This window comes from Chthonomonas calidirosea T49, assembly GCF_000427095.1.
GTDB lineage: Bacteria > Armatimonadota > Chthonomonadetes > Chthonomonadales > Chthonomonadaceae > Chthonomonas > Chthonomonas calidirosea.
The window spans coordinates 2,263,801-2,285,905 of sequence record NC_021487.1 but is presented as its reverse complement, the minus strand read 5'-3'; the positions used below and the strand labels follow the sequence as shown (position 1 = coordinate 2,285,905).

The window sequence follows — 22,105 nt, the reverse complement described above, 5'->3', positions numbered from 1 at the left end:
AAAAGCTAATGAGCTAGGGAGAACGATCATGTCATCTAGACGACGTTTGTCTCCTCGTTGGAGATGGCGCGAGATCGGCGCCGCCGCTCTCTTCCTTCTCCTGCCCTGCCTCGCCTGGGGACAGGGAGAGGGGTCCACGCAAAACCAACTCATCAATCCATCGCAGCCCTATTGGCTTCAGTGGAAGAGCATGTACCCCAGCCGTGTTGAGGCCATTCTGCAGAAGGCCGATGCGGTAATTGCTCGTGGCCCGTTTCAAGCAAACTGGGCCTCCCTAGTCCGCTATCAGATTCCCAAATGGTATTTGGACGCCAAGCTGGGAATTTTTATTCACTGGGGAGTCTACTCCGTCCCCGCTTTTGGTAGCGAGTGGTATCCACGAGAGATGTATCTCCAAAACAGCGCCACCTTTAAGCATCATGTGGCAACCTACGGGCCACAAAATAGGTTTGGCTATAAAGACTTCATCCCGATGTTTAAAGCAGAAAAGTTCGACCCAATGGCCTGGGCAAAGCTCTTCAAGGCGGCCGGGGCCAAGTATGTCGTTCCTGTTGCAGAGCATCATGACGGCTTCGCCATGTACAACTCCGATCTCACCACCTGGTGCGCCGCTAAGATGGGGCCCAAGCGTGACATCATCGGCGAGTTGGCACAGGCTGTGCGTAAAGAAGGGCTTGTTTTTGGGCTTTCTACACACCGGGAGGAGCACTGGTGGTTTTACAATGGGGGGATGCAGTTCGACTCAGACGTGAGAGACCCTGAGTACTACTCTTTCTACGGCCCTGCAGCTCCGGAGAACGTGCCGCCCACCAAAGCCTTTTTAGACGACTGGCTCGCACGGGATTGTGAGTTGGTTGATAAGTATCACCCACAGATTGTTTGGTTCGACTGGTGGATCAACACGCCGGCTTTTCGTCCTTACCTACAGCGCTTTGCAGCCTATTACTACGACCGCGCAGCGCAGTGGCATAAAGGGGTGGTCATCAACTACAAATACGCTGCTTTCCCCTCGCAAGCCGCCGTTCTCGACCTGGAGAGAGGGGAGATGGGAGGCATTCGCCCTCAGTTTTGGCAGACCGATACCTCTATTTCAAATAACTCATGGGGCTATGTGACTCAGCAGAATTTCAAAACCCCCGAGCAGGTTGTGCACGAGCTCGTGGACATTGTGAGCAAAAACGGCTGCCTGCTGCTGAATATCGGGCCGAAGTCAGATGGCACCATCCCGCAGGAAGAGGTGGACGTTCTGCTAGACATGGGCAAATGGCTACGAATAAACGGTGAGGCGATCTATGGCACGCGTCCGTGGGTGATCTATGGCGAAGGCCCGACCAAGATCAAAGGAGGTGCTTTTAGCGATACCAGCCACGGTGCCTACACGCCAGAGGATATTCGCTTTACAACAAAGGGCAACACGCTCTATGCCATTGTCATGGCTTGGCCACAGGATGGCGAAGTACGCATTCGCTCTCTTGGCGCCAATGCACACTTCGCCACAGGAAGCGTCCACTCGGTGCAACTGCTCGGTAGCTCGGCTCGGTTGCATTGGGAACAGACTCCAGATGCTCTCGTAGTTCAGCTTCCCCCTCAAAAGCCTTGCGACTACGCCTACACGCTGAAAATAACCGGTCTCCGGCCAGCTTCCCAGCCGCCCATTACCGCCAACGGCCTCATGCTCGATGCCGATCACGCCCAACTTCATGGAAATCAGATACAGGTGGAAGATAACTACGGCAAGTCGGATGTAGGCTATTGGAACGATCCCACTGATTGGGTGTCTTGGAAGGTGCATCTGCCGGCAGGCGTTTATCGCATAGAGGCGCGCGTTTCGGCGGTGGCGCCCTCGGCTATCACGCTAGAGATGGCCGATAAACGCTTTACGCTGCAGGTGCCTGCCACCGGTGGCTGGGGCGATGCCAAGGATGTGCCTGTAGGAACGCTTACCGTTCCCCACGCTGGGGATTATGAGCTTACCGTCCGCGCTGCCGATGCCGCCCATTGGAGGGCTGTCAACCTCTTTGGAGTGCGCCTTGTTCCCGAAAAAGGAGCTACCTAGACAGGGCGAAAAAAATTTTTGAAAAAGTTTCCCAAAACACTTGTCAAATCTGGCTAACCTGTGTTATAATATAATTGTACATCGGCCGCACGGTGCGTTGGGGGGACGCCCGTGTGGTCTGGGAGGCCTCGCTTCCGCAGACCGGAAAGGGAGACCGGTTCTTAATGCGGAGCTGGAGCCGCAGTGCAGGGCAGCAATTGGGGGGATTGCTGCCCTGCTTTTATGTTTGCTCTAAGATCTCCTTCGTGCGCCGATGCCGATAGGCAAATAACGCCTCCACATTGCGCCTTACAAAAGCGCGATCCGCTATCGTTCCAAGCCATCCCATAGGCACCTCATATTCCACGGAATCGCTTAGGCGCGTTTTATTCGGGTCAAGCGCCTCAAAGCGATGCCTATGCTGCCATCGGCGAAACGGCCCTGCCTCCTGCCGATCGGTAAAGCCATAGGGCGGCTCGTACACCACAATGCGTGTTTTCATGATAACAGGGATAAAACCGAAGAGGAGCACGCGGATCACGTAGAGTGCGCCCTCTTGCATGGGAGGACGTTCGCCTAGAATGCGCGCCCGCAGTTGTGGTGGAGTTAGTAAGAGAAGGGAGTCAATCTTGTTGTGAAACTCCCAAACGCGCTCTAAAGGTGCATAGACTTCACAAACAAACTCGCGTCGTGGCACGATCTTCCTCTTCTTTGCAAAGCAGGTACACTGTTACTACGAACAAGAGGAAGGAAAACGGAGATGCCGGATCGCATTGCGGTTTTAGAGACAACTAAAGGCACCATTCGCTTTCGACTTTACGAAAGCCTGGCGCCTATTACGACCAAGAACTTTATCGAGCTGGCCGAAAAGGGTTTCTACAACGGGCTAACTTTTCATCGGTATGTGCCAGGGTTCGTCATTCAGGGAGGTTGTCCACTTGGCACGGGGACGGGGGACGCTGGACACACCATCCCCTTAGAGGTCACGCCAGAGTTAAAGCACAACAAAGTGGGAATGGTGGCTATGGCACGCGCCCAGGACCCCAATAGCGCTTCCTGTCAATTCTACATTACGTTGGCACCGGCCTCCCATCTCGACATGAAATATGCTATTTTTGGAGAGGTGATAGAGGGTTTGGAAAATGTCATGGCTCTGCGCCAGGGCGACCGGATGTTGAAGGTAACGATTGAGTCGCCGAGCGAGGAGTAGCAACAGGCCCTCTGTAAAAGATATCTATGATCCCGAGATTCACGGTCTGGTTCGCATAGTGTAGGGAGAAGGGCAATGGCGGGTTCATCACCCGGATGCGGGGGTCGAAGGGGGGATTGAGTTGGATGGAAGGGGGCAGCTCCACAACCACACGATACTGCCCTTCCGTGAGATTTTGGATGCGAAAAGCGCCGTTGCTGTCCGTTACATCCGAGCCGCTGATCCATCGGAAGGCAAAGGGAATGGGGTGGAAAGGTGGGAACAGTGGCCCATTGCCGCTGGGGGCGAGTACCTCGTGGAAGGCGTTGGCCAACAAAACCTCTTGCAGAGGCGGTAGACCGTTGAGCCGCCAAGGCATGATGCCTACCCGTACTCCCGCCAAAGGCCGCCCATTAAGCCGGAGGATGCCGTAGACCGTTCCGGTATGAAACAACGGGCGTTCGGCCCGAATACGCGCCATGAAGGTGGAGGGCATGTCGGCGGCACGATACCATTTCAAAGCGTTCTTAACGTCCCCAAACCTTCGGTAGAGGTCGCCAATAAGACGTTTGCTGAAACGGTCGGGGCAGGCGAAACTCTGCGGGTTTGCCCACTTATCGAGCAGGGCGTGATTCTGAGGTGTCGCCGCGCAGATAAAAAAGAGCGTTGTCACCACCGACCCCACTCGGCTGAGATGAGGCCCATTGGAGAGGTCGCTCAACAGCACGTCGAGAGCGCTGGTGGTATCAAACCGTAAGGTGCTGCAGTCGCAGAGATGTTCTGTGGCGATCCACGAAAGTGCCGAATGATAGCGCCTCTTCAGGAGGAAGTCTCTCGCTTTTAAAGCCGATTCGCGCGTGGCGCTGAGGCCGTTGATCGTATAGCCCATCTGTGTCACGTTGATAACGTTCCCGCTGGGCTGAAACAACAGCACACTTCGCATCGGCCGGGCCGAGTTTTGCCCCATCGGAAGATAGAGCCGTCTGGCTAAAGCCTGCGCGGCAGCCAACCCGTCCGGCACGCCGGAGCCGGGGCGACGAGGGCTGTAGGGAACTGAAATGGCATTGAGAACATCGGGCTGAAGGTCAAAGCGCCGGGCCAACGCGGAGGCGGAGAAGGGTCTTTGAATCCAGAAGGAGATGCAGAAAGCGACGACGGCCAGCGCCGTTAGCCCAAAGCGAGCTTTTGTTGCGAGGCCAAGCCGACCCAGAATCAGCAAAAACAGCCCCGCGGCAAACCACGCAGCACCAACAGAGAAGAGGTAGTGCGAAACCACCCAACGCCATTCCGCTGTGTTAAAGGTTCCCAATGCCTGTAGACGGGTGAGCAGCGGCTCAAGACCACTTGGCACGGTAAGGCGCGTAAAAACCCAGGTGATGATCCCCCAGAGCGCCCCACGCACAAGCAGTTTTTGGTAAGAGAATAGGCGTTTCTTCTCCGTGAGAGAATCGTTCCAAAGAAGCCCGTCTGGATGCAGACCAACCCACAGCGCCATTCCAAGCGCCATAAGACGCAGTGCCCATAGGGGTGACCAAGGTGCAGCCACTAGCATATATTTACTGACGGGAGTCGCTGGCGGCATGAGCACTCCGATGAGAAGCCAAAATCCAAGCAACGGAACCCCGCACAACAGAGCGACGTACCAAAACCTTTTTGGCTGCTGAAGACGCAGCGTGCCCGACAGATGGTTTGCACCGGCAAGAGAAGGGTTGGTGGCAGGTTCAAGCACAAGCGGACGGTAGATTGGGTTGAAGAGGCAAAGCGCGATACAGAGAAGGAGGATGCCACCGACCACGCCGAGAAGAATGAGGAGAGGGAACGGCATGTCCCGTAGATCCAGGAGGTTTTGAACGATTGTGAGGTTCCAGTTGAGCAGTGCTGGGATGGGGAGCCTATCCGTGACCTCTTGATAGTTGATGCCGGGGTCGGGGGTAAGGATGTGAGGGAGAGTGGCAACGGCGACCGTGCGTAACCCGACGAGCAACCCAATCAGTGGCAGGAGCAGTATAAGCAGCCCATCTCGTAGTCGTAATCTATCGCAGGAGGGGGAAGCAATGGGTTCGGCCGCCGTTGATTCAACGGCAGCTTCTTCGATCTCTAGGCTGGATTCCACCTTATCACGGGCTGGGTCTATTTCCATGGAAAAGACGGCGAGAACACCGCACCTCCTTTCTGACGATAGGTTCGCGCCCTATTGAGAACTTCCCATATGTGTCCTATGTGGCGCCTTCTTGTTGTACCACTTCAACTCGCTCTCACGCAATTCGGCCAACTGTTAAAGCAGTCCGCGTTCGTCGGCATAGCGTCTCACAATGGCTTCGAGAAGGTGAGCAAACTGCAATTGATAGTAGATGGGGGTATCTATCTCTAGCTTGGCGAGGAGCGGACGTGCGAGCCCATCCGCGGTGCCCGCAAACGCCGCTAGCGACATCGTTTCGCGCCGCGCGAGGAATCGGCGAATAAGCTGGTACTCTTCGGGAGTAAGCCGATCTAGGTTTTTAACGACGCCCATAAACCGTTCAACCTCCTTCGAGACGGTAGGCTGAGTGTTGGCGGTCAGGGTAAGGTCTTCTTCAACGATCACGAGGGTGCCAGCGGCGTAGTCCCCGATCCTTTTGCAGGAGGGGCTAAGAAAGAGAAAAAGGAAAGCCGGAAACCCCACAACGTAGATGGGAGGAAGAATGCCGAGATCCACAAAGAGCAGGGCATTACGGATGACGCTAGCTAAGAGCGTGATAGGGCGTCCTCCATCGCGCACGACCCGCAGCCCCAGAAGGCGTTTTCCGGGAGTTCGGCCGCCCCACAGCATTTCGAAGAAAACGGCATAGACAAACACGATGGCGAACATGAGGAGGGCGGCAATCGCGTCGGAAATATCGGCAAGCCCCAGGTGCAACACGTTGAGCCGTTTTTGTACAAGTAACAAAAGACCGTAGACAACCACGAGAAGGAGAAACTGAATGAGGACATCTATGAGCCGTGCAAGAAATCGAGAGGCTAGACCTGCCACGCGATAGCGCACGTAGATGTTCTCTGGAGTTAACAGCGCGACCTCACGCTGCATAGTCTCTTTTACTCCTCTTTCTGCCCCTTTTGCGGCGTCTGTGCGCGGCGCACTCCAATGGGTTCTCCCGTTAGCTCCACCGAGACCTGAGGCGCTTTTTGCGGGGCGGTGGAGACTGGCACATTATGCCAGGCTCTGCCGTCGCGCGCAATAAGGGCGTCAGCTGCTGCCGGACCCCAAGTGCCTGCCGCGTAGTTGGGAAACGGCTGGAAGGGGCGCGTGGCCGACCAGACCTCCAGCAAGGGCTCGATGATGGCCCAGGATAGCTCCACCTGATCGGCACGGTTGAACAGGGTGGTATCGCCGATCATGGCATCTAGAAGAAGCGTTTCATAAGCTGTGGCCGGGCTTACTTTGAAGGTCTCGGAATAGCTAAAGTTCATCTGAACGGAGCGCAGTACCATGTCAGGGCCGGGCACTTTGGCCTCAAAACGCAGGGCGATGCCCTCATCCGGAGCGATGCGGATGATCAGCAGATTCGGCTCTATCTGGTCTTCTGTAGAGAGTTGGAAGAAAAGGTGGGGAACGCGTTTGAACTGAATGACCACTTCGGTGCATTTGGCGGCGAGACGTTTTCCGGAGCGAAGGTAGAAAGGCACATCGGCCCAGCGCCAGTTATCCACGAAGAGCTTAAGGGCAACATAGGTTTCTACGTTAGATTGGGGGTTTACGTTAGGCTCCTGGCGATAGCCCACTACCGGCTGCCCATTGATGAATCCCGGCCCATACTGCCCTCGTACGGCGATATCGGCCAGGTTCTCTGGGTTGATGGGCACTACCGCACGCAGCACATCGGCCTTCCTATCGCGCAGGCTTGTGCCCTCGTAACGCACCGGCGGCTCCATGCAGATCACGGAGAGCAGTTGGAAAAGATGGTTTTGCACCATATCGCGTAGGCAGCCCGCCTTTTCATAGTAGGCGCCGCGATGCTCAACGCCCAAGGTCTCCGCAGCGGTAATCTGCACGTGGTCAATGTAGCGCCGGTTCCAGATCGGCTCGATGATGGAGTTGGCAAAGCGAAACGCCAAAATGTTCTGTACCGTCTCTTTGCCAAGGTAGTGGTCAATGCGGTAGACCTGCTCCTCCTTGAACACCTTATGAATGCTGGCGTTGAGCGCTTGAGCGGAATGCAGATCATGTCCAAAAGGTTTTTCCACCACAATGCGCGTCCACTGGGTTCCACTGGCATAGTCTGGAGTCACAAGGCCGTGCTCGCCCAGTTTGCTGACGATCAGCTCGTAAAAGGAGGGCGAGGTGGCGAGATAGTAGAGGCGGTTATCGGGGACGTTCTTCTCTTTGACATAAGCCGTTATCTTCTCTTGAAGCTGCTTATATCCCTCCGGCGCCTCGAAATCGGCGGTGATATAGTGCAATCTCTTGGCAAAGCCGTGCCAAACCCTTAGGTCAAATGGACTTGCCTCGTTGCTGTTGCGCACGGCCTCTTCCATATCCTTCCGGAACGACTCGTCGTTCATAGGGGTGATGGCGAAGCCATAGACCTGGAATTCGGGCGGAAGCAGGTTGTCGCAAGCGAGGTTATAGAGGGCAGGAATAAGTTTGCGATGGGTGAGATCTCCGGAGGCGCCGAAGATAATGAAGCTGCAAGGCTCTTCAGGCCGCTTCATAATGGAGCGCGCATTGACAACGTTGCCATTGAAGCCATCTTGTGGAGAGGGCACCTGGGCGGCAGGTCTGTCCATAGCCAGTTCGTCCTTTCTTCTAGGGGTTTCCCCCCATCCTTAGCAGAAACAGCGATTCTGTACCCATTCTCTATTTTACCTTCTTGTGGGATGGTCTCTCTAGGTTGGCACTTTTTTGCAGACTCTATCTTCCGGAACTGAATTGGCCGATAAACCCTGAAGCGTTTAACCGCTCTGGCACAGAGAGCTATTTGCCAATGGCCTGGGCTGTGCTGCCGACGGGTGAGTCTCTGCAGAAAGAGAAAACAACGAAGCCATCGCTAGCTCTGCGTGGTGTGGGTAAAAGTCAAGCGCAGGTTTGGCTGGAAAGCGGTAGAATAAGCGTGAACGCTCGTTTTGGCATGGAGCCCGCTTATGCTCGATTTTCGGCAAGTGGCCGCACAGTTGCAGAACTTCACCCTAGAGGTGTCTGAACTGCGGCCTAAACGCCTAACCGCTTTGGAAGAGGCTCTGCGACGCATGGAGAGTGCGGCGGCCGAGTGGCAGAGATTGGATCAACGCCTGCAGTCGAGCCGAACCTCCTGGCTGTTGCCGACTCTACTCGATGTGCCGCACAAGAGCTTCGCTCTATCCACTACGCCGTCTGTCTATACCGCGGTCGCTGTGGATGGCTCGCAGATCTTGCCCGAACGGCATGACATCCTACCCTGCTACCTGCTTAACATCGGTTCGGCCATTATTCGCTATCGCCCCAACCCTCATGTAGAGCTTCGCTCCTGTCCTTCTCTCTCCTTATTCGAAGGCAATGAAGAGATGCAGACCGACGAACTCGAAGCGTTTCTTGGTGCTGAACAGGGTGCGATTCTACCGCGCCGTTTCGCCGTCTATCGGTTTTTAAACGAGATCGAGCAACTTGCGACCCTTGCCGAGCAGGAAACGGAACCGCCGTTTCTGATGGCGGACGGTAGCCTCATACTTTGGCCCATCGAGTCGGAGGCTCCTCACTTTCGAGAAAACGCCTTACATCGCTTCATGGAAGCACTCGAGCGGATGCAGGCCAGGCGCGCACCGATAGTGGGCTACATCAGCGCGCCTCAAAGCCGCGAAGTTGTCAACATGTTGCGTGTTGCTCGGTGCCCTCATCCCAAAACCGACTGCGACCGTTTCTGCCCCAAGAGGTTGCGCACGGCCCCGCAGTATGAAGAGCCAGCTTGCGCCGGCGTGGAGGTGCTTACCGATGCCGACCTCTTTGCCGCACGGTTACGTCCTGGCGAGCGCTCTGCTCTTTTCGGCTCGCGCTCGAAGGTTTTGCAGTTCTATGGAAAGCAACAGCGCATTTACTTCTTCTACTTGCATACAGGGGCGGAGATCGCTCGCATCGAGCTGCCGGCTTGGGTGGCGGAAGAAGAGGCGCTTCTCGAGAGGGTGCATGCCCTCTGCTACGATCAGGCACGAAAAGGATCGGGCTATCCGGTGGCGCTCGCAGAGGCGCATGAGCAGGCCATTGTACGCGCCCCAGAGAGAGAGGTCTTCTTTAGGTTGCTGGAGGCCCAGCTCGTTGCCAAACATGTTCCCGTGGAATCGAGTCGCAAAGCGATGAGTAAACGCATGCGGCGTATCTAGGTGCGTCGGCGCGTTATCTCCACCCCGACAGATGCAACGACGCAGGGAAAGGGCGGCAGCACCTTTCGGACGGTCAGCGTCACCTCTTCCACAGTTGGGAAGCCTTCCAGAAGTCTGTTGCAAAGAGTTTCGGCAAGCGCCTCTACGAGCAAAAAGCGCTCCTTTGTGGCGGTCTCTACAATCGTTTGTGCTACCGAGGCATAGTCCACCGTGCTTCGAATGCTATCGGTTTTTCCTGCCTCGCGAAGGTCGAGCCGAAGCCGTGCATCTATGCGATACCGATGTCCAATTTCGCGCTCCGCCTCCGGCACACCGTGATAGGCATAGAGCTCCAACCCTTCGATGAAAATGGTGTCCTCGTTCAATGTGCAAGTGTTTCCTGCTGAGCGTGTCACTGAGATTGTACCCCTCATTACCGATGCAGCTAACAGGTGAAGCTTGACAATTTCCTACACGCTGTGTATACTACATAAAGTTGACAAGGGGCTGTGGCTCAGCTGGGAGAGCGCTTCGTTCGCATCGAAGAGGTCGGGGGTTCGAATCCCCCCAGCTCCATTTCATCTCCTCTTGCCCCTCGATGTACCCTGTTTCGCCCAACAGGGTCGGTTTCTAGTGCCGCGAGCCATCCTTCGATAGCATCGAGGTCTATGCATGGATGCTCGCCCAAACGTTATCCTCTCACTGCTAAAGGAGACTTTCAGATATGACGTCTAGTGCCCAACGGCCCTACACAGCCGAGTTGTTCCTCCGCCGTCTCGATGCGGCCATCGCCGCCAAACACGTGCTTACCCATCCCTTCTATCAGGCATGGAACCAGGGAACGCTGTCGTTGGAAGCGCTACAAGATTACGCCTGCCAATACTATCGTCATGTAGCAGCCTTCCCCACCTATCTCTCCGCCCTCCATTCTCGCATCGCCGACCCGGAGCTGCGCAAGCCGATCTTGCAGAACCTTATGGAAGAAGAGGGCGGTTCTCCGAACCATCCCGAACTGTGGCTTCGATTCGCTGAGGGGCTTGGCCTAACGAAGAGCCAAGTGCTCAACACGGCCGTTCAAAGGGAGACCGCCGCGTGTGTGGCAACTTTTCAGGCGCTATGTGGCCGTGGTCATTTCACTCGTGGGCTTGCAGCGCTCTACGCCTATGAGAGCCAGATTCCAGAGGTATCCGAGACGAAAATAGAGGGTCTAAAGCAGCACTACGGCATTCGCGATGTGGAGACCTTGCGCTATTTTGCCGTGCATGTCGAGGCAGATAGAGCCCATCGAGCACAGGAGAAACAGCTGCTTGCGCAAACGGTTTGCGATGAAGCGATGGCTGAAGAGGCGCTAGACGCAGCTCAGCAGGCGCTCGAAGCCCTGTGGAACCTGCTTTCGGGGGTGTGTCGGCGCCACAACATCCCCTGCGAGGCAGGGAATTAGACGGGCTCGATGCCGAAGGGCGTTTTTGGGTGCTCAGCCCGCTAGGGTAACACCTCATCTTCTCTTACGCGCTCCATTTGCCATCTAGTGGCCGGTGAATCGTGGGCCGTGACTAGCGGGCTGGAAAGTCCCCATGCAGCTCCACTCCATTTGCTACTCTCTATTGGCTGCCTAGCTCGCCGAAATGTGTGCGCGGTAAGCTCAGGACGATTCGGTAAAATAGGGTTGTTCTGCTGAGATTGTCAAAGGAGTGGAAAGATCATGCGTGTTCAGGATTATGTTGCGGAGCATACTCGTGCCATCGCCGAATCGCTTGCGCATTTTGTAAGAACCACAGCCCCCGATAAGCTCAATTGGCGCGTGCCGGTTTCTGATGGCGTCACAACACGCTCCGTGCTCGACCTAGTCGCTGAGTGCGTGGCTGTAAACTACTCGTTTGCATCCTATCTTCACGGCGAGCCGCACGATATGGAGCCCCCTGTGTTTCAGGAGGCGGAGCCCGCCCTCCAGGCGCTGCTAGAAAGCGCTGATGCCTTGGCAAAATCGATCGAGAGCCTGTCGGATGCCGACCTCGAACGGGAGTATGAACGTCGCAACGCGCGCATCCCTGGGCATCGTTTCATCCTTATGGGCTATCGCAACATGGCCTACCATGCTGGGCAGGTCAACTTCATTCAAACGCTGTACGGAGATACCGAGTTTCATGTGCCCCCCAACTGGCGGTAGTGACCCCTTGGCCCTTTCCATAGATGTCGGGACCTCCTCCGCCCGTGTGATGCTGTGGGACCTCCAAGGGCGTGCCGTTGAGAACGTCCATGCGCAGGTGGCCTATCGCATGAAGATGACCTCAGAGGGCGGTGTTGAGATGGACATGGAGGAGCTTGCCACTTATGTAGAACGCTGCCTCGACGCCGCCCTGTCCAACGCAGGGGAGAAGGCCCAGCAGGTGGCGGTGGTGGGCGTATCTACCTTTTGGCACTCCTGTTTGGGCGTGGATGCGCGAGGACGCCCTGTAACGCCGCTTTATAACTGGGCCGATATGCGAGCCGCCGCCGCGGCCCACCGTCTGCGTGAACAGCTGGATGCACAGAGCATTCACGCGCGTACCGGCTGCCCTCTTCATCCCTCCTACTATCCGGCGCGCCTAGCCTGGCTTCGAGAGAGCTTCCCCGATACGTTTTCGAAAGTGGCTCAATGGATCTCGCCAGGAGAGTTTCTTTACCGGCGTTGGTTTGGCCGGGGCGACGTGCCGATCTCCATCTCGATGGCTTCGGCTACAGGGCTCTTCAACCAAAAACGCTGTGTTTGGGATGAGGAGTTGTTGAACCAGTTGGGCCTTTCCGTGAAGCATTTCGCCTCGATTGCCGCTGATGGCGAACGGCTGGAAGGGTTACCGTCTACCTATGCTGCGCGGTGGCCAGCGTTGGCGAATAAGCCCTTCTGTTTGCCCTATGGCGATGGTGCCTGCAGCAATGTGGGAAGTGGGTGCATGGATAGCACGCGTATGGCCCTCAATTTGGGCACTTCGGGCGCGTTACGTGTTTTATGGGATATCCGTCAGGAGGCTTTGGATCCCGACCCGCCCGCAGGGCTCTGGCGCTATCGGGTGGATAGGTATAGGCCGCTTATCGGGGCGGCTTTCAGCGATGGTGGGCTTGTGTACGACTGGATGCAGCGCACCTTACGCCTTCCCGAAAATGCAGAAAACCTGCTTTTGGAGAGAGCACCCGGCGACCATGGCCTGCTGTTTCTCCCCTTTCTTGCCGGAGAGCGGAGCTTTGGTTGGAGCCTATCCGCTAAGGCCTCTTTGCTAGGGCTACAGCTCGACACCACTCCCTTAGACATTCTTGCGGCTGGGATGGAAGCGGTAGCCATGCAGTTTGCCGAGGCGGTCGAACGCTTGAGCCCCCTCTTTCCAAAGGCAAGCCACATCGTGGCTTCTGGCGGAGCGCTTGGGCGTTCGCCGTTGTGGGCGCAGATGATGGCGGATGCGATAGGGCGTCCCATTGGTCTGTCGAAGGAGGCCGAGGCCAGTAGTCGTGGAGCGGCGCTTTTGGCTTTGGAGACGATAAAACTGCTCCAGCTCCCTCATCCCACGGTGCCTGTAGAGCGAACTTTTGAACCTCGTGCGGCTTATCATGAGACCTTCCTTCGTATGAGAGCGCGCATGCGAGCAGCACGTGAGCAACTTCTCTAAATTGTGGTCGGTCACGATGATGGTGTGCAGGTAGAATAGAAGAGATTCTTTCAATTCGTCTAAAAGGAGCATGCATGGAACGTATTCGCTGTCCCCATTGCGGGGCGGTCAATCAAGATGCAACCCCTCAAGATCCCTGCTGGCAGTGCGGCAAAACTTTAGGGGACCCTCCTGAGGAGGGTGCTTCGCCACCCCAAAAGGAGATGCCGGTAAAGCTTACCCTGGAGGAGCGCGTTGCGCTTCGGAAGGCTCAAAAACAACGCTCGTCGGCTCTACCGACCCTTTTTCTCATCGTTGCCCTTCTGGTGATCGTGCTGATCGTTCTTTTTCTTCTACATCCCTGGCGTTAGTCGGGCATTTTTTACCTTTTTCTGTGGGAGATAACCGATGAAACTCGTGCGTTTTCGCTATCAAAATGCGGTTCGGCTGGGCGTCTTGCGAGATGAGGCCACCGTGATACCGCTCTCCGTGGAGGGGGCGAGTATGGCAGCCTTCCTTGCAAAGGGAACGCCCGTGTGGCAATACGCGCAGCAGGCCCTTGAGCCCGAAACCGTACCGCTTTCAGAAGTGCAACTGCTGGCCCCCATTGCCGACCCTCCAAAGATTCTCTGCGTAGGACAGAACTATAGAGATCATTGCGAAGAGCAGAATCAACCTATTCCCGAACGACCCATTCTCTTCAGCAAATATGCCACGGCCATTAACGACCCCGAAGGCATTATTCCCCTACTTCCCGGCGTTTCGAACCAGATAGACTATGAGGCCGAGCTAGCCGTGGTTATCGGAAGACAGGGACGTAACATCCCCGAAGCGGCTGCGATGGACTATGTAGCTGGCTACCTCTGCGCCAACGATGTTACGGCACGCGATATTCAGTATGGCGACAAACAGTGGGTACGAGGCAAAACACCCGATGGGTTTTTCCCTATCGGGCCCTATCTGGTTACTGCCGATGAGATACCGGACCCGCATGACCTGCCTATTTCTCTTACCCTTAACGGGCAGACCATGCAAAGTTCCAACACATCCAATCTCATCTTTCGCATTCCTTACCTTATCTCCTACTTCTCGCGCACTATTACCTTACAGCCTGGCGATATTCTCTCCACGGGCACGCCTGGGGGCGTCGGGGTTTTCCGAAAACCACCGGTTTTTTTAAAGGAGGGCGATGTTGTGGAGGTCACCATCCAAGGCCTAGGCACACTGAGAAATGTCGTGCGCAATCCATCCCCAATGTAGGCCAGCCAGCAAAACCTCCGCGGCTTGTTCACCGAGATGAATTGCCCGTCACTGTAAACTCAGACCTCCATCACCACAGGGATGACCACGGGATGCCGATTGGTGCGCTTACGTAAGAATCGGGCGACCGTATCGTGAATGGTGACACGGAGCGTATCGAGATCGAAAAACTCGTCTTCGTCAAGCTCTTCGATAGCTTGGCGTACGCGCTCGGCGGCCTCCTCGAACAGCTCGCTGCTATCTTCTGGGTGCAGAAAGCCGCGCGAAAGGAGGTCGGGGCCGGAGACGATCTCACCGGTGTCGCGTTCTAGACCAAGGGTCACGATAACCGTACCACCTTGAGAGAGGTGCTTGCGGTCGCGCAGCACCACATCGCTCACACCCCCTGTAGAGATGCCATCTACCAGCACGCTGCCATGCGGAATGGTCTCCTTACAGTGTCGCACCCCCTCCGCATCCATTTCTAGCGCCTGACCGGTTTCAAAGGTAAGAATCTGATCCTCCGGATAGCCCATTTCACGCGCTAAACGAACATAGGCGGCATAATGTCGCGGCTCCCCGTGATAGGGCACCACGAACTCGGGGCGCGTGAGCGTGATCATCATCTTCAGCTCTTCTTGGTAGGCATGACCGGAGACGTGCACGTTGTGAATGTGGTCGTAGATCATACGGGCACCGATACGACAGATGCGATTGACCACGCGCCACACACTATCCTCGTTGCCGGGAATCGGGGTGGAGGAGAGGATGACGGTGTCGGAGGGTTGAATGCGAAGTGGGGAGTGCTCATCGCGACTCATACGGGTTAGCCCGGCTAAAGGCTCTCCTTGGCTTCCGGTGGTAAGAATGACGATCTCATTGGGGGCGTAGTTCGAGAGGTCTTCCACGCGAACCAGCAGCGAGTCTTCAATTTTGAGGTAGCCAAGTGCGCGCGCTGTGGCCACATTTTGCTTCATGCTGCGCCCGTAGATGGCCACTTTCCTTCCCAAGTTTGCGGCCACATCGCACACCATCTGTACCCGATGGAGATTTGAGCCAAAGGTGGCCAGGATAAAGCGGCCTTCGGCCTCACGCATGAACTGCTCGAAAGTGGGGCGAAGCGTACGCTCCGAAGGGCACCAGCCTTTGCGTTCTGCGTTTACACTGTCGGAGATCAGCAAGGTGACGCCCTGCTCTCCCACCTCAGAAAAGCGCGCGAGATCACAGATGCGGTTATCCACTGGGGTCTGATCAATTTTGAAATCGCCGGTATGCACCACCGTGCCGACTGGGGTGCGCAACACGAGGCTGACCGTGTCGGGCAGGGTATGGGTCACGTGGATGGCCTCCACAGAGATAGGCCCGAAGGTTACCGGCTCTCGATCGGGATAGTTGTGAAGCTCCGTTGCTGCGGCGAGACCGTGTTCGGTAAGTTTTTCGCGTACCATGCCAAGGGTGAGCGGGGTTCCGTAGATGGGCACGGGCAGCTGACGAAGCACGAAGGGAAGCGCACCGATATGGTCTTCATGACCATGCGTGAGGCAGATAGCCTTCACTAGGTCGCGATGCTCTAGGAGATAGGTGATGTCGGGGATAATGAGATCAACGCCGGGATGCTCTTCTGTGGGGAACATCACCCCCGAATCCACCACGACGATGGCATCCTCTAGGCCGGCTTCGTCTGCGGTGTAGTGAAAAACCAGCATGTTTTTCCCGACCTCACCGCTGCCACCAAGAGAGATGATCTTTAGTTTTGACGGCATAGTCTCTTTACTATAGTTTCTTCCTTGTTTCTCTATTTGGAGTCTGCTGTACCTTTATTGCGCATTCAAGTCAATTTTGCATTATCTATAAATACGAACATTTCGAGGCAAACATAGGCGCAGAATGCACACAAAGCCTCCTCTTGAGGAAATCTATTCCATGAGGAATACAACCTTTCCGCAAAGCCCCTCGCGCATGAGGGCCATGCCCTTATCGAACTCTGTAATAGATAGCTGGTGAGTGATGGCCGGCTCAATATTAAGACGTCCCGACGCCAGCAGCGACTGCATAGTGTTCCAGGTCTCGTAGAGGCGCCGCCCCACAATGCCATAAACGGTAAGGCCCTTAAAGATCATCTCTTCGGCCAGATCGAGTTCCACGGGTTTGGTGGGAATGCCCATTAGTGAAACACGCCCTCCACGACGACAAATGCGAAAGGCTTGTTGAATAGCGGAGGGCGCTCCCGACATCTCTAGGGCCACGTCAACACCCTGTCCATCTGTCTGTCGGTTTATGAAGTCTTCTACATTTGTTCGCGTCACATTCATAACCGCGTCGGCGCCTAGCGTTTTGGCCAGTTCGAGGCGATAGTCATGGGTATCGGTGGCGTAGATGGTCGCCGCACCCGCCGCTCGTGCCACCGCCACGGCAAAGATACCGATGGGGCCGCAGCCTAAAACGGCGACGGTACGCCCGACAACCTCCTCTACAAGGGTAGCATGAACGGCGTTCCCAAGCGGGTCTTGCACGCAAGCGAGGTGAGGCGGCACAGAGGTATCGGTTTTCCACAGATTGCCTTCTGGTACAACCACATAAGGGGCAAAACAGCCATCCACATCCACACCAAGGATGCGTGTGTTGGTGCACACATGGCGCTGGTTAAGGCGGCATTGTAGACACTTGCCGCAAACAAGATGGCTTTCGCCGCTCACGTAGTCTCCAACCTTCAGCTCGGTCACTTCGCTCCCGACTTCGATCACCTCACCGGCAAACTCATGCCCCATAATACGTGGTGGTCTCACGCGATGGGCCGACCAGGCGTCCCAACTGTAGATATGATAGTCGGTTCCGCAGATGGAAGTGGCCAGCACGCGAATTTTTACCTGATTAGGAGCTGTCAGCTGCGGCTCTGGCACCTCCACAAGACTCGCTCCAGGCCCCGCAGTTGCCTTTACGATGGCCTTCATTCGCCCTGTCTCCGTTCACGAAAACTTTTCCACATACCCGTCATCTGTGCTACTGCGGCTTTGAACGCCCGCATCAGCCTAGGAGGCAGCAACGAGTGCACTGTGACGGCAGATTTGGGGGGGATATCTTCATAGAGGTGATAGGGAGGGGCCTGTGCGAGGCGAGGGAAGAGGTAGCTAAAAACGATTTGGATAGAGGCGGCCACCGGCGTTGCCAGCAACATGCCCCATATTCCAAAAAGCGTTGCCCCTGCTGTTAGGGCAAACAGGCTTAGCACAGGATGCAGCCCCACCGAGCCTCCAACAACCCGTGGGTAGACGAGTTGATCGAAAATAACCCCAGCAAGAAGCCCGAAGCTTCCTCCTACGATGAGAGCGAACGGAAACGAATTGGCGTGTATGTGGAGAATGCCGAGCACGTTGTGAGGGCTTAGAAAAGCGACAACAGCAGCGCTGAGCGCCGTAATAATGTTGCCGATATAGGGAACTGCATAGAAAAGCCCAGCTAGCAAGCCAAGGAACAGAGCATACTGCACGTCGAGAGCGGCGAAGAGAAGCGTAGCGCAGATGCTGAGAAGGATGCAGATTTTGACCAACCCACGTAGGTAGGCGCTGAACACATCTACGACCTCGCGTGAGATGCGATCCACCTGTTCTTGGAGAGATTCTGGGAAAAACCAGATGAACTTGGCGCGTAGCTTGGGATAGTCACGCATGATGAAGAAGGTAGCGACGGGTATGATGATAAGCCATGTGATCTTGTCGAGAAGCGCCTGAATGATATCACGAACCCCTTTTAAAAAGGCAGTAATGGCTTTTTGAGCCGGCCCAGAACGATCGTTGAGCAGGCTTTGCAGATTGGTCTGTTTAACCCCGAAATAGCGGAGGAGTTTCTCATGATGGACAAGAAACGTGTTAACGCTACTCTGAATGTTGGCATAGTATTGGCTTAGGTTATGGCTGATAGAGGTGAATTGATCGCTCGCCAAAGGAAACACCTTTATTGCAAGAACGATCAAAACCGCTGCGGCAAACAGATAGTAGGCGAGGATGATTTGTGTTCGTGAGCGAAAGAGGTGTCCGTGCTGTTCTTGGTGGCGGATAGAGGGTTCAAGCAGAGCGGCCAAGAAGAAGGCAATAAGAAAGGGCGGTAGAATGGCACGCACGGCGTACAGAAAAGCAAGGACGACAGCAAAAAGAAGTAACAGACTAATAAAACGTCGCAGGCTTTTTCTTGACCATCCAAAAGGGTAGGTAGCATAGGAAGGCAAAAACGACCCTCCCTCAAGAGCCCCTGTTTCCGCCGGCGCGGGGAAAGTGGGGTTGGGCGGAACAGGGGGCTCGTTCTCAGGGAACTCAGGCACAGGCTCGTTCATAACTTAGCCGGCAGCCTCTTCTTCCTCTTTAACGACCTCGTCAATTTTTTGCGCCATTTGGGAGCGCAGTTTATCGCTGGCAGCGGCCACTTTTTGACTCAAGGTGCGTCCTAAGTCGCTGATTTTGTCATTAAGGTCTTTCACCGCGCGCGAGAGATCGTCGCGGGTCTCTTCACCCGATTTGGGCGCGAGTAGCAGCCCCACTGCAGCGCCAATAAGCACGCCCATGCCGATGCCGGCAAGAACGCTCACAAGCACACCGCGATCATCGCTATTGTTTGCCATTCACTCTATTCCTCCTGTATCTCTATTTTACTTGAGATGGACTAATGAACCAAACGGTTCCCGAACCCAAGCGTGCTTTAGGCTTTCTATTTGCCTAAGAACCATCGCCATTTTGGTTTACGGCTTTTCTCCTCTTCAGGCTTCGTTTTTTCAGCTGCCTGACGCCTGCGCTGAAGCAGGGCACCTGCTAGGGTTCCCCCCGCGGCCAAGAGGCGCCCCACGCTGGCCGAGGCCTCGGCCCGAGCCACCATGAGACGTAAAGAGGCAGCGCTCTCGGCCACCGAGCGTGTCGCCGATTGCACATGCTCTACGGCCTCCTGAGCTGTGTGCAAGGCGGGCTCGATGCGTTCCTTCAGCATGGCATCTACCTGATCTACGACGCCGTTAGCCCTCTCTACTACCACCGTTATCTGCTGTCGCGTCTCCTCAAGGCCCTGAATCGTCCTCTTAAGGGTGCCTAGAAGGTCCCAGAGACGATAGGCCACGAAGAGCAGAGCAAGGAGCAACAAAAAGGCGACTATCTGTATCGCTTGTGTCATCGTGCATTTCTCTGTGGGAAAAGTGATCGCTCTAAATGGTTAACGAAATGGGTATGGAAGCAGCTCCTTCAGCTGCTTTTTGCCCACTCCATCAATCAGCAGCGGTGTCTCTAAAGGAAGGAATTCGGAAAGCACCTGAAGACAGGCACCGCACGGCATGCGCGATTCCACAGGAGCGTCGGGAGCGGTTGCTGGGCAGGAGAGGGCCAGGCGTAGGAAGCGGGTAGCTCCCTGAGCAACCGCGGTGAAGAGAGCCACACGCTCGGCACAGCATGAGAGACCATAGCTTGCGTTCTCTACATTGCATCCAAGCACAATGCCGATATCGGTTTCTAGGGCGGCACCCACAGCAAAGTGCGAGTAGGGACAGTGAGCGCGTTTTGCCGCTTGGCGTGCCGCCGCGAGAAGCGACAGCTCCTCTTCCGAGAAAAGACCGGCGACGTTCATGGCCTCTGATATCGTGCGCATCGGATAATGCCTCCTCCCAAAACTACCTGACCCGCATCCTCTCCTTCCCCGCCGTAAAACACGGCAGACTGTCCCGGTGTGACGGCGCGCTGAGCTTGCTCAAACCAGCCTTCGACCGTTCCTTCCTCCCTACCGGCCACAATAGAGGCTGGTACCGCATGCCCATTATAGCGGATTTTTACCTGAGTGACAAGAGGCTTTTGTGGCGGCTCCGCCAGAGCGATCCAGCAGCACTCTTCCACAAGCAGGCCTTCTGCATAGAGCTCCGAATCGCGCCCAACAATAACGGTGTTGGTATCGGCGTCAAGCGCCACCACAAAAAGCGGCTCCTTTTGCCCTGCCGGCAGGCGCTTACGCTGCCCAATGGTGTAAAAGGCGACTCCGGGATGCTCGCCGATCTTGCGCCCCGACGTATCTACGATGGGGCCGGGACGTAGAACTGAAGGAGCCTTTTCCTTCAGAAAAGCGATGTAGCCCTCTTTGGGAACAAAACAGATCTCCTGTGAGTCGGGCTTATTAGCAAGCGGCAAACCAAGCTCTCTTGCAATACGCCTCGTCTCTTGCTTGCTTACAATATGGCCTAAAGGCAAAAGGGTTTTGGCCAACGCCTCTTGACGCATGGTGTAGAGAGCATAGGATTGGTCTTTACTCTCATCGCGTGCACGTAGGAGCTCGTAACGCCCAGTGCGCTCGTTGAATCGGACGCGCGCATAATGGCCGGTGGCCAAATAGTCGGCGCCGAGCTGCTCCGCTTGGCGCAGGAGCTCCTCAAACTTCACGCTCCGATTGCACTCCACACAGGGGTTTGGGGTCCTACCCTGCTGATACTCCGCGATGAAGCGATCGATCACCTTGTTGGCAAAATAGTCGCGAAAATTGAGGACATAGTGCGGAATGCCGATCTTGGCAGCGGCACGACGTGCGTCCTCTACCGCGCCAAGCGAGCAACAACCTCCGTACTTGCCCTGCTCGCTATGCTCTTGCCATATCTGCAGTGTAATGCCGATGACCTCATATCCCTCCTGCTTTAGGAGGGCTGCTGCCACCGCACTATCCACTCCGCCGCTCATGGCGGCCACTACAACTCCCTTACTCATAGCAGTTAAGTTTACTGCTTTTGTCGTTGTGTTGTTCCTGAAAAGGCTCAAAATTTTGGGAGAGCGATTGGCAGGAAATAGAGGAGGCAAAGAGGAAACTCTCCACCGTAATCTCAAACCGCAGAGGAGATTCGGATATGTCGGTTTCACGTCGCACTCTATTGCAAGGCGCCCTTGGTGGCGCAGCGACCCTCGCCTTGGGCGCTTCCAAAAGCGAGGCGGCGCAGAGCGCCAACTCCCCTTACGGTCCCTTCAAGATGGGCATTCAATCGTACTCTTTGAGGCACTTTAACCTCGATGAGGCCCTCGACATCACACAGCAGCTCGGCTTGCACTACTGGGAGGGCTTCATGTCGCACATCCCTCTGACAAACGACTCGCAGCAGATCGCCTCCTTTAAGCAAAAACTGGCCGCCCATAATGTCCGCATGCTGGCCTACGGTGTGGTGGGCTTTAACAACAACGAGGCGGAGGCACGACGCATTTTCGAGTTTGCTAAGGCCATGGAAATCCCGGTTTTGTCTGCCTATCCGGCGCCGGACTCCCTGCCTCTGCTCGACCGGCTGACCCGCGAATACCGCATCGCCATCGCCATCCACAATCATGGGCCTGGCGACACGCTTTATGGCCATCCCGACCAGGTTCTAAAGGCGGTGGAGGGACGTAACCCACTCGTAGGAGCTTGTGAGGATACCGGCCATATGATCATGGCTCAAGAAGACCCTGTTGCTGCGGAGGTACGCTATGGCAAACGCCTGCTCGATGTGCATCTCAAGGCCGCAAAGGTGTCGCCTAATGGGGGGCGCGAGTTCGCCGATATCGGCGATCCGGACAGCTTGCTCGACACCATCGGCTTTCTTGATATCCTGCTGCGGCTTCGCTATAATCGGCTTGTAGCGCTCGAATATGAGCTGCATGAGAGCGACCCCGTGCCCTCCATACAGAGCTGTTTAGAGTCGGTACGCCATGCTTGGGCGCTTTTGCAGACCGTGGTTGCCTAAGT

Annotated in this window: 21 protein-coding genes and 1 tRNA gene; 10 read left to right on the top strand and 12 right to left on the bottom strand. The window is 55.8% G+C overall.

Annotated elements, in window-relative coordinates:
- The first annotated feature begins 28 nt into the window (after positions 1–28).
- Entirely contained in the window at positions 29–2,056 is a 2,028-nt protein-coding gene (locus tag CCALI_RS09510; RefSeq protein WP_016483270.1) for an alpha-L-fucosidase, read from the top strand.
- Between the two features lie 220 nt (positions 2,057–2,276).
- Here the strand turns inward: CCALI_RS09510 and CCALI_RS09505 are convergent, their stop codons facing one another.
- The gene (locus tag CCALI_RS09505; RefSeq protein WP_016483269.1) at positions 2,277–2,732 is read right to left on the bottom strand and encodes an SRPBCC family protein; all 456 of its coding nucleotides are present in this window, start codon (positions 2,730–2,732) and stop codon (positions 2,277–2,279) included.
- 63 nt (positions 2,733–2,795) lie between these two features.
- Here CCALI_RS09505 and CCALI_RS09500 point away from each other — a divergent pair, with 63 nt between their 5' ends.
- Positions 2,796–3,245: a peptidylprolyl isomerase gene (locus CCALI_RS09500; protein ID WP_016483268.1), complete on the top strand. Its 450-nt coding sequence runs from the start codon at positions 2,796–2,798 to the stop codon at positions 3,243–3,245.
- On the opposite strand, the gene CCALI_RS09495 is transcribed toward CCALI_RS09500, so the two are convergent.
- From CCALI_RS09495 to zwf, 3 genes are all read right to left on the bottom strand, one after another.
- Positions 3,181–5,364: a peptidase associated/transthyretin-like domain-containing protein gene (locus tag CCALI_RS09495; RefSeq protein ID WP_016483267.1), complete on the bottom strand. Its 2,184-nt coding sequence runs from the start codon at positions 5,362–5,364 to the stop codon at positions 3,181–3,183. The genes CCALI_RS09500 and CCALI_RS09495 overlap by 65 nt on opposite strands.
- Positions 5,365–5,499: 135 nt before the next feature.
- Complete coding sequence (locus CCALI_RS09490) at positions 5,500–6,288, bottom strand: RDD family protein (protein ID WP_016483266.1); 789 nt, start codon at positions 6,286–6,288, stop codon at positions 5,500–5,502.
- An 8-nt stretch (positions 6,289–6,296) separates the two neighbouring features.
- Positions 6,297–7,988, bottom strand: a complete 1,692-nt coding sequence (zwf, locus tag CCALI_RS09485; protein WP_016483265.1) for a glucose-6-phosphate dehydrogenase — start codon at positions 7,986–7,988, stop codon at positions 6,297–6,299.
- Positions 7,989–8,342: 354 nt separating this feature from the next.
- On the opposite strand from zwf, the gene CCALI_RS09480 reads away from it, so the two are divergent.
- A complete protein-coding gene (locus CCALI_RS09480) occupies positions 8,343–9,551 on the top strand; it encodes a DNA double-strand break repair nuclease NurA (protein ID WP_016483264.1) in 1,209 nt (402 codons plus the stop codon).
- Here the strand turns inward: CCALI_RS09480 and folB are convergent.
- Positions 9,548–9,916: a dihydroneopterin aldolase gene (gene folB / locus CCALI_RS09475; protein WP_016483263.1), complete on the bottom strand. Its 369-nt coding sequence runs from the start codon at positions 9,914–9,916 to the stop codon at positions 9,548–9,550. The genes CCALI_RS09480 and folB overlap by 4 nt on opposite strands.
- Before the next feature lie 117 nt (positions 9,917–10,033).
- On the opposite strand from folB, the gene CCALI_RS09470 reads away from it, so the two are divergent.
- The 6 genes from CCALI_RS09470 (at position 10,034) to CCALI_RS09445 (ending at position 14,407) form a co-directional block, all read left to right on the top strand.
- Positions 10,034–10,106, top strand: a tRNA-Ala gene (locus tag CCALI_RS09470).
- A 148-nt stretch (positions 10,107–10,254) separates the two neighbouring features.
- Positions 10,255–10,971, top strand: a complete 717-nt coding sequence (locus CCALI_RS09465) for a CADD family putative folate metabolism protein (protein ID WP_016483262.1) — start codon at positions 10,255–10,257, stop codon at positions 10,969–10,971.
- 261 nt (positions 10,972–11,232) lie between these two features.
- Entirely contained in the window at positions 11,233–11,697 is a 465-nt protein-coding gene (locus CCALI_RS09460; RefSeq protein ID WP_016483261.1) for a DinB family protein, read from the top strand.
- Entirely contained in the window at positions 11,675–13,168 is a 1,494-nt protein-coding gene (locus tag CCALI_RS09455) for a gluconokinase (protein WP_016483260.1), read from the top strand. The genes CCALI_RS09460 and CCALI_RS09455 overlap by 23 nt, the downstream gene beginning before the upstream one ends.
- A 74-nt stretch (positions 13,169–13,242) precedes the next feature.
- A complete protein-coding gene (locus CCALI_RS09450; protein ID WP_016483259.1) occupies positions 13,243–13,518 on the top strand; it encodes a hypothetical protein in 276 nt (91 codons plus the stop codon).
- Between the two features lie 37 nt (positions 13,519–13,555).
- Positions 13,556–14,407, top strand: a complete 852-nt coding sequence (locus CCALI_RS09445) for a fumarylacetoacetate hydrolase family protein (protein WP_016483258.1) — start codon at positions 13,556–13,558, stop codon at positions 14,405–14,407.
- A gap of 59 nt (positions 14,408–14,466) precedes the next feature.
- On the opposite strand, the gene CCALI_RS09440 is transcribed toward CCALI_RS09445, so the two are convergent.
- From CCALI_RS09440 to mnmA, 7 genes are all read right to left on the bottom strand, one after another.
- On the bottom strand, positions 14,467–16,149 hold the full coding sequence (locus CCALI_RS09440) for a ribonuclease J (RefSeq protein WP_016483257.1): 1,683 nt from the start codon (positions 16,147–16,149) through the stop codon (positions 14,467–14,469).
- 153 nt (positions 16,150–16,302) lie between these two features.
- Positions 16,303–17,337, bottom strand: a complete 1,035-nt coding sequence (tdh, locus tag CCALI_RS09435; protein WP_016483256.1) for an L-threonine 3-dehydrogenase — start codon at positions 17,335–17,337, stop codon at positions 16,303–16,305.
- Positions 17,334–18,713 carry an AI-2E family transporter gene (locus tag CCALI_RS09430; RefSeq protein ID WP_016483255.1) on the bottom strand — a complete coding sequence of 460 codons (1,380 nt, stop codon included), beginning with the start codon at positions 18,711–18,713 and terminating at the stop codon, positions 17,334–17,336. Before CCALI_RS09430 ends, tdh begins: the two co-directional genes overlap by 4 nt.
- A gap of 3 nt (positions 18,714–18,716) precedes the next feature.
- Complete coding sequence (locus tag CCALI_RS09425) at positions 18,717–18,998, bottom strand: YtxH domain-containing protein (protein ID WP_016483254.1); 282 nt, start codon at positions 18,996–18,998, stop codon at positions 18,717–18,719.
- Between the two features lie 86 nt (positions 18,999–19,084).
- Positions 19,085–19,537: a hypothetical protein gene (locus CCALI_RS09420; protein WP_016483253.1), complete on the bottom strand. Its 453-nt coding sequence runs from the start codon at positions 19,535–19,537 to the stop codon at positions 19,085–19,087.
- A gap of 39 nt (positions 19,538–19,576) precedes the next feature.
- Complete coding sequence (locus tag CCALI_RS09415; protein WP_016483252.1) at positions 19,577–20,005, bottom strand: cytidine deaminase; 429 nt, start codon at positions 20,003–20,005, stop codon at positions 19,577–19,579.
- Complete coding sequence (gene mnmA, locus CCALI_RS09410; protein ID WP_016483251.1) at positions 19,981–21,102, bottom strand: tRNA 2-thiouridine(34) synthase MnmA; 1,122 nt, start codon at positions 21,100–21,102, stop codon at positions 19,981–19,983. The genes CCALI_RS09415 and mnmA overlap by 25 nt, the downstream gene beginning before the upstream one ends.
- A gap of 137 nt (positions 21,103–21,239) precedes the next feature.
- On the opposite strand from mnmA, the gene CCALI_RS09405 reads away from it, so the two are divergent.
- Positions 21,240–22,103, top strand: a complete 864-nt coding sequence (locus tag CCALI_RS09405; RefSeq protein WP_016483250.1) for a sugar phosphate isomerase/epimerase family protein — start codon at positions 21,240–21,242, stop codon at positions 22,101–22,103.
- The last annotated feature ends 2 nt before the right edge of the window (positions 22,104–22,105 follow it).

Excerpts from the sequence above, each read along its gene's own strand:
- CCALI_RS09510 (WP_016483270.1), top strand. The coding sequence starts at position 29 with ATGTCATCTAGACGACGTTTGTCTCCTCGTTGGAGATGGCGCGAGATC.
- CCALI_RS09500 (WP_016483268.1), top strand. The coding sequence starts at position 2,796 with ATGCCGGATCGCATTGCGGTTTTAGAGACAACTAAAGGCACCATTCGC.
- CCALI_RS09495 (WP_016483267.1), bottom strand. The coding sequence starts at position 5,364 with ATGGAAATAGACCCAGCCCGTGATAAGGTGGAATCCAGCCTAGAGATC.
- CCALI_RS09490 (WP_016483266.1), bottom strand. The coding sequence starts at position 6,288 with ATGCAGCGTGAGGTCGCGCTGTTAACTCCAGAGAACATCTACGTGCGC.
- zwf (WP_016483265.1), bottom strand. The coding sequence starts at position 7,988 with ATGGACAGACCTGCCGCCCAGGTGCCCTCTCCACAAGATGGCTTCAAT.
- CCALI_RS09480 (WP_016483264.1), top strand. The coding sequence starts at position 8,343 with ATGCTCGATTTTCGGCAAGTGGCCGCACAGTTGCAGAACTTCACCCTA.
- CCALI_RS09465 (WP_016483262.1), top strand. The coding sequence starts at position 10,255 with ATGACGTCTAGTGCCCAACGGCCCTACACAGCCGAGTTGTTCCTCCGC.
- CCALI_RS09460 (WP_016483261.1), top strand. The coding sequence starts at position 11,233 with ATGCGTGTTCAGGATTATGTTGCGGAGCATACTCGTGCCATCGCCGAA.
- CCALI_RS09455 (WP_016483260.1), top strand. The coding sequence starts at position 11,675 with ATGTGCCCCCCAACTGGCGGTAGTGACCCCTTGGCCCTTTCCATAGAT.
- CCALI_RS09450 (WP_016483259.1), top strand. The coding sequence starts at position 13,243 with ATGGAACGTATTCGCTGTCCCCATTGCGGGGCGGTCAATCAAGATGCA.
- CCALI_RS09445 (WP_016483258.1), top strand. The coding sequence starts at position 13,556 with ATGAAACTCGTGCGTTTTCGCTATCAAAATGCGGTTCGGCTGGGCGTC.
- CCALI_RS09440 (WP_016483257.1), bottom strand. The coding sequence starts at position 16,149 with ATGCCGTCAAAACTAAAGATCATCTCTCTTGGTGGCAGCGGTGAGGTC.
- tdh (WP_016483256.1), bottom strand. The coding sequence starts at position 17,337 with ATGAAGGCCATCGTAAAGGCAACTGCGGGGCCTGGAGCGAGTCTTGTG.
- CCALI_RS09430 (WP_016483255.1), bottom strand. The coding sequence starts at position 18,713 with ATGAACGAGCCTGTGCCTGAGTTCCCTGAGAACGAGCCCCCTGTTCCG.
- CCALI_RS09425 (WP_016483254.1), bottom strand. The coding sequence starts at position 18,998 with ATGGCAAACAATAGCGATGATCGCGGTGTGCTTGTGAGCGTTCTTGCC.
- CCALI_RS09420 (WP_016483253.1), bottom strand. The coding sequence starts at position 19,537 with ATGACACAAGCGATACAGATAGTCGCCTTTTTGTTGCTCCTTGCTCTG.
- CCALI_RS09415 (WP_016483252.1), bottom strand. The coding sequence starts at position 20,005 with ATGCGCACGATATCAGAGGCCATGAACGTCGCCGGTCTTTTCTCGGAA.
- mnmA (WP_016483251.1), bottom strand. The coding sequence starts at position 21,102 with ATGAGTAAGGGAGTTGTAGTGGCCGCCATGAGCGGCGGAGTGGATAGT.
- CCALI_RS09405 (WP_016483250.1), top strand. The coding sequence starts at position 21,240 with ATGTCGGTTTCACGTCGCACTCTATTGCAAGGCGCCCTTGGTGGCGCA.